At 61.9% G+C, this 10,854-nt stretch carries 10 protein-coding genes and 1 pseudogene; 6 read left to right on the top strand and 5 right to left on the bottom strand.

Going from position 1 to position 10,854, the window contains the following annotated elements:
• Positions 1 to 207: 207 nt before the first annotated feature.
• From gatC to tilS, 5 genes are all read left to right on the top strand, one after another.
• Positions 208 to 504, top strand: coding sequence for an Asp-tRNA(Asn)/Glu-tRNA(Gln) amidotransferase subunit GatC (gene gatC / locus ABIZ35_RS21180; RefSeq protein WP_348221919.1), 297 nt, complete (start codon positions 208 to 210; stop codon positions 502 to 504).
• A 6-nt stretch (positions 505 to 510) separates the two neighbouring features.
• On the top strand, positions 511 to 1,968 hold the full coding sequence (gene gatA / locus ABIZ35_RS21175; protein WP_348221918.1) for an Asp-tRNA(Asn)/Glu-tRNA(Gln) amidotransferase subunit GatA: 1,458 nt from the start codon (positions 511 to 513) through the stop codon (positions 1,966 to 1,968).
• 277 nt (positions 1,969 to 2,245) lie between these two features.
• Positions 2,246 to 3,682 (top strand): Asp-tRNA(Asn)/Glu-tRNA(Gln) amidotransferase subunit GatB, encoded by a 1,437-nt coding sequence (gene gatB / locus ABIZ35_RS21170; RefSeq protein ID WP_348221917.1) that lies wholly within the window; start codon positions 2,246 to 2,248, stop codon positions 3,680 to 3,682.
• A 38-nt stretch (positions 3,683 to 3,720) separates the two neighbouring features.
• The gene (locus tag ABIZ35_RS21165) at positions 3,721 to 4,146 is read left to right on the top strand and encodes an IPT/TIG domain-containing protein (RefSeq protein ID WP_348221916.1); all 426 of its coding nucleotides are present in this window, start codon (positions 3,721 to 3,723) and stop codon (positions 4,144 to 4,146) included.
• 29 nt (positions 4,147 to 4,175) lie between these two features.
• Positions 4,176 to 5,636, top strand: coding sequence for a tRNA lysidine(34) synthetase TilS (tilS, locus tag ABIZ35_RS21160; RefSeq protein WP_348221915.1), 1,461 nt, complete (start codon positions 4,176 to 4,178; stop codon positions 5,634 to 5,636).
• A gap of 262 nt (positions 5,637 to 5,898) precedes the next feature.
• On the opposite strand, the gene ABIZ35_RS21155 is transcribed toward tilS, so the two are convergent.
• The 4 genes from ABIZ35_RS21155 to soxR all read right to left on the bottom strand — a co-directional run bounded on the left by ABIZ35_RS21155 (position 5,899) and on the right by soxR (position 9,564).
• Positions 5,899 to 6,489 (bottom strand): PEP-CTERM sorting domain-containing protein, encoded by a 591-nt coding sequence (locus ABIZ35_RS21155; RefSeq protein WP_348221914.1) that lies wholly within the window; start codon positions 6,487 to 6,489, stop codon positions 5,899 to 5,901.
• Positions 6,490 to 6,507: 18 nt separating this feature from the next.
• Positions 6,508 to 8,448 carry an alkaline phosphatase gene (locus ABIZ35_RS21150; protein WP_348221913.1) on the bottom strand — a complete coding sequence of 647 codons (1,941 nt, stop codon included), beginning with the start codon at positions 8,446 to 8,448 and terminating at the stop codon, positions 6,508 to 6,510.
• A gap of 39 nt (positions 8,449 to 8,487) precedes the next feature.
• Positions 8,488 to 9,000, bottom strand: a complete 513-nt coding sequence (locus ABIZ35_RS21145; RefSeq protein ID WP_348221912.1) for a hypothetical protein — start codon at positions 8,998 to 9,000, stop codon at positions 8,488 to 8,490.
• Positions 9,001 to 9,099: 99 nt separating this feature from the next.
• The gene (soxR, locus tag ABIZ35_RS21140; RefSeq protein ID WP_348221911.1) at positions 9,100 to 9,564 is read right to left on the bottom strand and encodes a redox-sensitive transcriptional activator SoxR; all 465 of its coding nucleotides are present in this window, start codon (positions 9,562 to 9,564) and stop codon (positions 9,100 to 9,102) included.
• A gap of 98 nt (positions 9,565 to 9,662) precedes the next feature.
• On the opposite strand from soxR, the gene ABIZ35_RS21135 reads away from it, so the two are divergent.
• Complete coding sequence (locus ABIZ35_RS21135; RefSeq protein ID WP_348221910.1) at positions 9,663 to 10,241, top strand: NAD(P)H-dependent oxidoreductase; 579 nt, start codon at positions 9,663 to 9,665, stop codon at positions 10,239 to 10,241.
• A 21-nt stretch (positions 10,242 to 10,262) separates the two neighbouring features.
• On the opposite strand, the pseudogene ABIZ35_RS21130 reads toward ABIZ35_RS21135, so the two are convergent.
• Positions 10,263 to 10,854: pseudogene (locus ABIZ35_RS21130) on the bottom strand (hypothetical protein); the annotation flags it as partial.

The raw sequence follows: 10,854 nt of genomic DNA, 5'->3' as shown, positions 1-10,854 counted from the left end.
AAGAAGAAGCCGCGTTCCACGCCTCAGCCGTAGAACGATCGCCATATTATCTACATTCAAACGCGCCCTGGGAGTGATCCCGGGGCGCGTTTTTGCGTTTTTGACGCCAAAATCCTGCGAAAAGCTGGTGTCAGCGCTGAGGCGGCGGGTATACTGTGGGTCAGAACGCGGCATGAGCCGCGCTTGTCTCCCCGACGAAGGAATCATATGCCCGCTCAACTCACTTTGGAAGAAGTCTCCCGCGTCGCGTTCCTCGCGCGGCTGCAGCTAACCGATGCGGAGAAGACGCGCCTCACGACCGATCTCAACGGCATCCTGGAGCAATTCGAACGGCTCCAGCAGCTCGACACCGAAGGCGTGCCGCCGACGTCACACTCCCTGCCGCTGCAAAACGTGCTGCGCGAAGACGCCGCTCGACCTTCCCTCCCCCGCGATCAGGCCCTGCTGAACGCGCCGGAAAAGCGCGACGGCAGCTTCATCGTCCCTCAGATCGTGGAGGGCTAACCCATTTTGGAACTATTTGAACTGACAGCCCACGAGCTGTCTGAGAAGATTCAGAGCAAAGAGATCTCGGCGCGCGAAGTGACCCAGAGCGTTCTGGACCGCGTCGAATCCGTCGAGCCGCGAGTGATGTCCTATGTGACGGTGACGCGCGATCAGGCGCTCGCCCAGGCGGACGCCGTGGACGCGAAGATCGCCGCCGGCGAGACCGTCTCCCCCGCCGCAGGCATCCCGCTGGCGCTCAAAGATAATCTCTGCACCATCGGCGTCGAGACCACGTGCTCGTCGAAGATCCTGCGCGGCTTCCACCCGCCCTACGACGCCACCGTCGTGGAGAAGCTCAAGGACGCCGGCAGCGTGTTTGTCGGCAAGGCGAACTTAGACGAGTTCGCCATGGGCAGCAGCACCGAAAATTCGGCCCTATTCCCAACCCACAATCCCTGGAACTTAGATTACGTCCCCGGTGGATCTTCGGGTGGCTCGACCGCGTCGGTCGCGGCCGGCGAGGCCGTCTGGTCGCTCGGCTCGGACACCGGTGGATCGATCCGGCAGCCCGCCGCCTACTGCGGCGTCGTTGGCCTCAAGCCGACTTACGGCCGCGTCAGCCGCTACGGCCTGATCGCCTTCGCCTCGTCGCTGGATCAGATCGGACCGATCACCAAGGACGTCCGCGACGCCGCTCTGCTGCTCGGCGCGATCAGCGGCCATGACCCGATGGACAGCACCAGCATCGTCCGTGACGTGCCCGACTACACCAAGGCGCTCACCGGCGATGTGAAGGGCCTGCGCATCGGTGTGCCGAAAGAGTACTTCGCGCAGGGCGTCGAAGGCGTGATCGCCGACGCCGTCCGAGCCGCCGTGGATAAGCTCGTCTCGCTCGGCGCCATCGCCGAGGAGGTTAGCCTCCCCCACTCCGAATACGCCCTGCCGACGTACTATATCTTAGCGCCCGCCGAAGCGTCGTCCAACTTGGCCCGCTACGACGGCGTTCGCTTTGGACACCGAACAGCCCGCGCCACGAGCCACATCGACTTGTTCGAGAAGACTCGCGAAGAAGGTTTCGGTCCCGAAGTCAAGCAGCGCATCATGCTCGGTACATATGCACTCTCGGCGGGATACTACGACGCCTTCTATCTCAAGGCCCAGCAGGTCCGAACCCTGATCAAGCAAGACTTCGACAAGGTCTTCGAGAAGTATGACGTCATCCTGTCGCCGACCGCCCCGACCGTCGCCTTCCCGATCGGCCAGAAGACCGGCGATCCGCTGGCGATGAAGCTGAGCGACGTCCTGACGATCCCGGCGAACATGGCCGGCATCCCGGCGATCTCGCTCCCCTGCGGCTTCGCCGACGGCCTGCCGATCGGCCTGCAGATCATGGCCCCTGCCTTCGGCGAAGAAGTCCTTCTCCGCGCGGCCCACGCCTACGAGCAATCGACCGACTGGCATACACGCCGCGCGAGCTTGTAGATTGAAGCCGTTCTCAGTTGAAAGCGAGTTTCATCACCGGGATATTTGCCCCGGTTATGAAACCCGGGTCTGGGAGCGGCAAGAGCCGCTAACCGTCCGTGCCGGACGGAAGAAAATTGTTGTCGATTAACTGGCATTTGCGTCCGGCACGGACGCTTAGCCGAAGGCTCCCAGACCCGGGTTTCATAACCGGGGATTCGCCGGGTTTTATTCCCGCGCAAATCCTCGTAATTGTGTCATCCATTAAGACTAGGCGCTTCCCAGGATGAAACCCCTTATGAGCAATTACGAAACGGTCATCGGCATGGAGTGCCATGCCGAGCTATTGACGGAAAGCAAGATGTTTTGCGCGTGCGCCAATGAGTTTGGCGGCGCGCCGAACACGCGCACCTGTCCCGTCTGTCTTGGGCTTCCCGGCTCCCTCCCCGTCATGAACAAATTGGCGGTGGAGCTCGTGCTGCGCACGGCGCTGGCGCTGAACTGCCAGGTCTCGCGGGACTGCCTGTTCGCGCGCAAAAACTATTTCTATCCCGATATCCCCAAGGGCTATCAAATCTCCCAGTACGACGATCCGATCGGCCACAGCGGCTACCTGGATATCACGCTGGAGGATGGCTCATCGAAGCGTGTGCATATCCGCCGCGTTCACCTGGAAGAAGATACGGGCAAGCTGATCCATGCGGGCGGCAATGAGAGCGAAGTCGACTACAACCGCAGCGGCGTGCCGCTGATGGAGATCGTTACCGAGTTCCCGCCGGATCTGCATTCGGCCGAGGAAGCGCGGGCGTATCTGGAGAAACTGCGCACCATTCTTGTCTATCTGAACGTCTCGGACGGTAAGATGGAAGAAGGACACCTGCGCGCCGAGCCGAACCTCAGTATCCGCCCCGTGGGATCGGATAAGTTTGGCGTCAAGACCGAGATCAAGAATTTGAACTCGTTCAAGTCGGTGTTCAAAGGCGTGCAGTACGAAGTCGAGCGCCAAAGCGCGCTGCTGGACGAAGGCGGCGTCATCCGCCAGGAAACCCTGGGCTGGAACGACCTGCGCGGCGAAACTTATCACATGCGCTTCAAGGAAGAAGAGCAGGAGTATCGCTACTTCCCCGAGCCGGACCTGGTGCCGCTGCACTTCGAAGACGCCGATATCGAAGCAGCCCGCGCGGCGCTGCCGGAACTGCCCGACGCCAAGCGCGAGCGCTTCGTCACACAGTATGGAGTCCGCCCGTACGACGCCGCCGTCCTGACTTCATCCCGGCCGACGGCAGACTACTATGAGGCCGCCGCCACCGACGGCGTCGATCCCAAGGCGATCGCCAACTATGTCACCGGTGAGCTGGCGCGTTTGATCAACGCCTCGAACCAGGAGATTTCGCAGATCAAGATCACGCCCGCCGCGCTGCGGGATTTGATCGTGCTGCGCGACAGCGGCAAGATCACCAACGGCGTCGCCAAGACCGTCCTGGAGAAGATGTTCGAAACGGGACAGAGCGCCCAGGAGATCGTCGAAGCCGAAGGACTGGCCGCCGTGGACGACGAAGGCGCAATCGCCGCCGAAGTCGACAAGGTGATCGCGGCAAACCCGGATGTCGTGGCTAAGATTCTTGCCGGCAACGACAAGAGCATGGCGTTCCTGACCGGACAGGTCATGCGCGCCACCAAGGGCAAGGCGCGGCCGGATGTGGTCAACCGCCTTCTCGCCGAGCGGATCAAATAAAACTCGACCGTAAGAACCCGAAAGAGTTGGAAATCATCATGATCTCAATGAATCCCTCCCTGCGCCGAGTTTGCGCCCTGAGCGTCCTCGCCGTTCTTCCGATCGCACTGCTCGCCGGCTGCGGCGGCGGCGGTGGAGGGGGCGGAAGCAGCACACCCAGCGGCACACCGCCCGCCATTACCGCTATCGACCCGGTCAACGGAGCCTCCACCGGCGGATCGATCATCACGATCACTGGCACGAACTTCGGGACATCGAGCGCCGGCCTCAGCGTGAAGTTCGGGACGACCACCGCCGCCAGCGTCACCTACATTTCCAGCACCACGATCAAGGCCGTCGCCCCTCCGGGAAACGTCGGCGTGGTGCATATTCTGGTTTCGACCGAGTTCGGGACTTCGACCGCCGTCAACGCCGACCGATTCACCTACACCACCGGCGGCCCGCCGCCCCCGCCGCCGATCTAGCCGGGCGTAACCCCGACACGGATACAGAAATGTCTGCCGCCATGGCGCTTTTGGACACTCTACGCCACACGATCGATCGCCACGATCTGCTGCGGCCGGGACAGAGCGTGATGGCGGCCGTCTCCGGCGGCCCCGATTCACTCAGCCTTCTGCACGCCCTGCATTTGCTGCGAGCCGAACTGCAAATCTCCGCCCTCTCCGCCGCCCATTTGGACCATGGCCTCCGAGGCGAAGAATCCGCCGCCGAGGCCGCGTTCGTCGCGGCGTTCTGCGCGGAGCGCGGCATCCCCTGTTATTCCAAAACTCTCGCCGCAGGCGCACTCACCCATTCCATGGGATCGGGTTTGCAGGCCGCCGCCCGCTCCGCGCGCTACGAGTTTCTCCAGCGCGCGGCAGCACAATTCAGCGCCGACAGGGTCGCAACCGCACACACGCAGGACGATCAAGTAGAAACGATACTCATGCGTATCCTGCGCGGCTCCGGCCTTGAGGGTCTGCGCGGCATCCCTTACTCTCGTGCCAATATCATTCGGCCATTGCGGGACACGACTCGCTCCGAAGTCGAAGCCTATTGCGCCGAACACGGCCTTTCTCCCCGGCGCGATCCCTCCAATATCGATCCCAGCCACTACCTGCGTAACAAAATCCGTTTGGAGCTGCTGCCCGAATTGGAAACGAACTACGCGCTGGGCGTCCGCGCCGCGCTGCTTCGCCTCTCTCAAAACGCCGCAATCGATGATGCTTATTTGCAGTCCCAGACGAAAGCATCACTTACCGCCATTCAAGTGTCAGCATCGGATCGCCAAACCGTTCTGTCCCGACAGCATCTCATGGAACTAGCGGCGGCGCTTCAGCGTCGAACCTTGCGCCTGGCGCTCATGCGGCTGCGCGGAACAGCACAAGACATTGAAGAACGGCACATCGCCAGCTTTCTCACCGCCACTCTCAATCCGACGATCGGTTCTTACTCGATCACTCTTCCCGCCCCAGCATGCCACTTGATGTTCACGCAGGATCATATCATCCTGAGTCTTCCCGAATCAATCGCCTCGGTCAACACCCCCATTACCCTCAATCTGCCCAGCGTTTGCGCATTCAACGAATGGACGATCGAAGCGCGGCTAACGTCCGAGCAAAGCGATGCCGAATACGCCGAGACACTGGACGCCGATTGCGTGGACCTACCGACGCTGTGTGTTCGCAGCTGGCAAAGTGGCGACCGGATGGATGTGTTAGGGCTTGACGGAAAAAGCAAGAAGCTTTCGGATTTGTTCACGGACGCAAAGATACCCCGCGCGCAGCGACCTTCGATCCCAATTGTGGCCGACGCCAATGGGCCGCTGTGGGTGGTGGGGCTGCGTATCGCAGAGCGAGCGCGTACGACGGAGGGAACAGTTCGGTTCTTGAGGTTATGGGCGAGGCCGGACCGCCCCCCTTCCGTGTGCCCCCTGAGTGACCCACCCCCGGCCTTCGGCCGCCCCCTCCCATGAAGCTGGGAAGGGTATATAGGATTTTGATTTCGCAGGCGGCTTTCGTCCGAGAATCTCTTTCCAACCCTTCCCAGTTCCATGGGAGGGGTGGCGCGAAGCGCCGGGGTAGGTCACGCAGGGTCGGCCAAAGGCCAGGGGTAGGTCATACGCGGGGTGGGTAGAACCTGGGCTGCTAAAAAAGGTAAAAAAACAAGAGAAACCCCGGCGTATCCGCCTCGCGGATGCGCCGGGGTTTTCTATGAGGTCGTGAGGAGGGCGCGCGTTAGCTGAGCCGCTTTCGGCGAAGCATCAGGGCGCCGAGGCCGGACAGTCCAACGAACAGAGCCGCGACTGTACCCGGTTCCGGGACGGGGTGGAAGGTGAGGTTATCGTAGTTGGCGTCGCCGGCCAGAACGACTTTCTGGACGCCGAGGCCGTTGAACGTCAGCGTCTGGCTGATCGTCTGATCGATATTGTCGAGCGAGAAGAGCAGCGCGCCGTTCTTGTCGTAGAAGCTGTAGCTTGCGTTCGAGCTTCCATATCCCAGTGGATCGGCGACCAGGTCGATGGAGAACTTGTCGATCCCCACGCCGTACTTCGTCGAATCGAACAGGATGTCGACGGCGCCATGGGAGCCGTCGAGCGAGTTCGGCGCCGAGGTGAATGTCGTGTCGGTGGTCTGGACGTCCGTGTAGAACGGGCCGCCTTCGCCTACGAACGAGACGCCCTTAGACACACTGTAAGTGTTGTTCACCACTTCGCCGGCGTAAACGTCGTCGAAGTTGATCGTGGTGTCGGCGTGGGCCGCCGCGCCGAGCGCCCAAGCGCCCAGCACGGTTCCCAAGGCCAGAGTTCGCATGATGCGATTACGCATGGGGGGTGGCCTTTCGAATTAATATCCGCCCAGAGCGCTCTTCGCGAGCTTGAAGAACACGTCGGTGTTCTCCTGGACGCCGATGAATTGCTCAAAGGCGCGGCTGCTGGAGCTGTAAGCGGAAACGGGAATGTCAGTGGCGGTGTGCACGGCCTGATCGGCGGCCACGGCCTGGCCGCGAAGGAAGAAGCCGTTGTCGCTCTCCGGATGGCGATCACGCGGGGCAACGGTGTAGCCTTTGGTCGCGAGTTCCGCCTTGATGTTGTTCGGCGCCAAGCTGTCGATGATCGTCAGCGGCTTGGTCAGCCAATCCTCGTAGCGGTCGCCGCTCGCGCCGTAACCGATCAGCAGCTTGCCGTCGATATCGGAGTTGACGGGGAAGCCGTCCGCCGCGATGGCGTAGTGCGGGAACGATGCGGCGTCGTAGGTGCCGACGACCTTCTGGCGGTTCGGCTGAATGCTCGGGTCCAGGATGGCCTTGTCGCTTGGCAGAGCCTTGAGGTTCGCGATCGACGTGTTCAGAGCGCCGATGATGCTGAAGCCGGAGCACTCGTGGTCCGCGAGGACGATCACGACGGTGTCGCCGACTTTATCAGCGAAGGCGCGGGCCTTGGCGACGGCGGCGTCGAACTCGATCGTTTCCCAGATGGCGCGGTCGGCGTCCATCGCGTGGGACTGCTTGTCGATATGCGCGCCTTCGACCGTCAGCACGAAGCCCTTCGGGTTCTTGGCGAGCACCGTCAGCGCGGCGTCGGTCATCTCGTCCAGCATCGGCTGGTTCGGCGCATGGTAGTCGTCCACAATGCCGGTCACGCCGGGGTTGCGCTGCTTGGCGATCTTGTCCAGCGCGACATTCATGTTGCCATAGCCAAAGAGGCCCAGCAGCTTCGTACCGCTCGTCGCGGCGGCGCTGGTCAGACCGGTGCGGTCGGTGACGTAGGTGAAGCCGTCACCGGTAAAATCGGCGATCAGGTCGCGGCTCGGATCGGCGGCGCCCGCGGGAACGCCCCACTTCGTCACGAGGTCGGCCGGGAGCGGCGTATAGTCGGTGGAGGCGGTGCGGCTGGAGAAAGGATCGGATGCCGGCAGGAACCAGCGGCGTCCGCCGCCCAGCAGAACCGTCAGGCCTGTGCTGTTGCGCTCGTCGAAGAACTGGTCGCAGATGCCGGTTCCGGCGCCGCGGTTGCCTGTGTGGGCGGCGTTGGCGGCGGGGGTGGCGTCCTCAATGTCGGCGGTTGAGACGATCCCGAGCGACTTGCCCTGGGTGCGGTGCAGATATTCCGAAAGGTACTCGACGCGCGGATAAGCGAACGTGTTCGTCAAGTGCGAGGGGTAGACGCCTTCCTGGCCGTTGAACGCATGGTTGCCCGTCGTGTAGCAGCACATGCCGGGCGCGGAGTCCGTGATGATCGAGTTCAAGGACTCGGTCAGGATCTGTCCGGTGCCTGGGAACTTGTCCATGTTCAGGAAGCCGAGCGGGCGGCCGTTCACAGCGCCATAGCGGACGATGCGGGCGGCGGTGCGGTGCGCGGCGCCCATGCCGTCGCCGAGCATGATGATGACGTTCTTTGCCGGGCGGCGGTTGCCGTTCGGATTGATCACTTCAAATTTTGCTGTGGCGGTGGTGCTGCCCGATCCGTCGGTGACGACGGCGGTCAGCGTGTGCAGACCAGCGGCGGTCGGCGCATGGTAGCCGCGGACATTGAAGCCCGTGTAGCCGGCGACGGTGTCGTTGGAGGTCGGGGCGACATTCGCGCCGTCGATCTTCAGCGAGGTCAGCGTGACCGCGCCGGCGGCCGGCAGGGCTTCAATTCGAATGTCAAAGCGCTGGTCGGACAGGAACCGGGCTCCGTCGACAGGCGCGACCGAGACGGTCGGGGCCGCGAAGCTCGCGTGTCCCGCCAGCAGGGCGGTGGCGGCGAGCCCGAGGCAAATACATTGCCGGTTGATCGATCGCATTATTGATGTCTCCTTAGCGATAATGGCGTCTTTGCGCGCTTATTTGTGAGAAGTTTTGACGGGTGTGGCGGGCGCCTTCAGAGGCGCCTGATCCAGAATAATACGAATGCGAGAGATATCGCCCTTCTCGTCTTCCTGCGCACCGACCTGAAGCGTGCCGGTCACGAGGACGGGGCGTGGAACGAACTCGATCGCGCGGCCCTTAAAGCTGCGAACGATTACGCGCACCGATTCCGGAGGAAGATCGGCGGTCCCGGCCCCTTCCTCGTCGCAGAACGTCGGATGAGGACAAACATAGAAGGCGCCCAGGGGAGCGTCCTCCATATGAGCCATAAAGCCCGTAATTTGGACATGCTTTCCATTCAAGCCTTTCAGCTTGTCCGAAAAGTCGAGCGCTCCATTTTTGGTTTCGAAGAAATCCTTGAAGTTGAGAACAGTCGCCGGCACAGTTGCTTGGGAGGCGGTTTTGAGCGGCTTGACGATCGGGGCGGGCTTGACAGCGGCTGCGGTCAAACCGTGGGAAGCGAGCAGAAGAACGAGCGTGGATAACATCGGGCGGACCTCCAAAGACACTGGCGTTGTGACCGGGGAAAGTCTATCACCGCGACGTTAAGAGGGCGTTAAGGGAAGGTTAAATCGACATTAAGCTTTTCACGAAGGAGTGAGATTTATGGTTCGCGGCGCGCCGATCCAATGGCGCGGCCCAGGACCGAATCGGGCGGCGCGGTCGCCGGGATTGGCAAGCTGACAGCGGTCCAGCGACAGACAGCCGCAGCCGATGCACGCCGTCAAGCCCACGCGAAGGCGCTGCAATTCGGCGATGCGCTCGTCAATCCGCGCCGTCCAGGCGCCCGAAAGCTGAGACCAATCCTCCCCCTCCGGTCCGCGTCCCTCCGGCAGTTTCGCCAGCTCCGCCGCAACTTCGTCCAGGCTCATTCCAATCCGCTGAGCAAAGACGATAAACGCGACCCGACGCAAAACGGCGCGCGGATATCGGCGATGCCCCGCCCCGGACCGCTGCGATGTAATCAAGCCTAGTTCCTCATAGAACCGCAGCGCCGAGGCCGCCACGCCGCTGCGGCGCGAAACTTCACTGATTGCGATGAGATTATCCATCCACAAAAGATACCCGAAATCCCTCTTGACTTCAAGTTCACTTGAACTTGTATACTGAACTTCAACACGAACAGAGAAAGAGTCAGGAAAGGGAAAAGATGAACGAGAAATTAAACGTCGCGCTGATTTACGGAAGCACGCGCGAAGGCCGATTTTGCGACACCATCGCCGATTGGATCGCCGCAGAGATTTTGCGGCGCGGCGACTTCGCGCTGGACCTTGTCGACCCAGCGAAGCTGGACCTGCCCACACGCCACCAAAAGCTGGAAAGCGAGGCGCTACGCGCCCTGAAAGCGCGCCTCATGCAGGCCGACGCCTTTGTGATCGTCACGCCCGAATATAACCACGGCTACCCCGCCGTCCTGAAGTTCTTAATTGATTCCGTGTACAGCGAGTGGCGGGCAAAACCCGTCGCCTTCGTTTCCTACGGCGGCGTTTCCGGCGGCCTGCGCGCGGTCGAACAATTGCGTCCCGTCTTCGCGGAACTGCACGCCATGACGATCCGCGACTGTGTCAGCTTCGCCAATCCCTGGGAACAATTCGATCCCAGCGGCGCGCTGCTCAATCCCGAACGCGCCATGAAATCGGCCACGTTAATGCTGGATCAACTGAAATGGTGGGGAACGGCGCTGCGCGCCGCGCGAGAGGCAGACGAGTCTCTACAAGCGGCGGCCTGAGAAAGCGATTGACGGAAGGGCTTACCAGCCCTTCCGCCACTTCGCCGGGTCGTATCCCTTAAACCCGTAACAGCGCACGATCTGGATCGTTCGGATCGGCTTGCGGCCGTACGGCGGATCTCGGTAAAGCAGCAGCGCGGGCTGCGGTTCGACGCGCGTGAACACAGCTTTGAGATCGTCCAGGTGATCCATCGTCTCGATGTCGTGCACATACACGGCGTTGCGGCCTTTCAGCTCGTCGGAGGTTTCCCAGAACATATACTGGTTTGGCCGGTCATGCAAAAACAGCGAATACGTTTGGGGCTTGCCGGGCAGGTAAAACGCCATCTCGGACGGCATCCGGTAATTCACGCTGAACACAAAGGGGTCGCCGCCGATGGCGCGCCGCTCAGCCTCCACGCGCGTCGCCATCTCCGGCCAGCCGTAAAGCTCAGAGGTGCGATCCTTGGAAGGATTGGAATACTTCAGGCCGACGGAATAGAGGATCGAGGGAAACAACGCGCCGACGGAAAGAACCGCCGCCAGCGAGACGGACGCAATCGCCCAGCGGCGGCCCGTCACGCCGCGATCCCACATTTTCGTGAGCGCCAGCGCCAGCAGACATGCGCCGGTG

The organism is Capsulimonas sp. (assembly GCF_039929585.1).
Classification (GTDB): domain Bacteria; phylum Armatimonadota; class Armatimonadia; order Armatimonadales; family Capsulimonadaceae; genus Capsulimonas.
The sequence above is the reverse complement of the archived record's forward strand: the minus strand, read 5'-3'. Positions and strand labels throughout refer to the sequence as shown.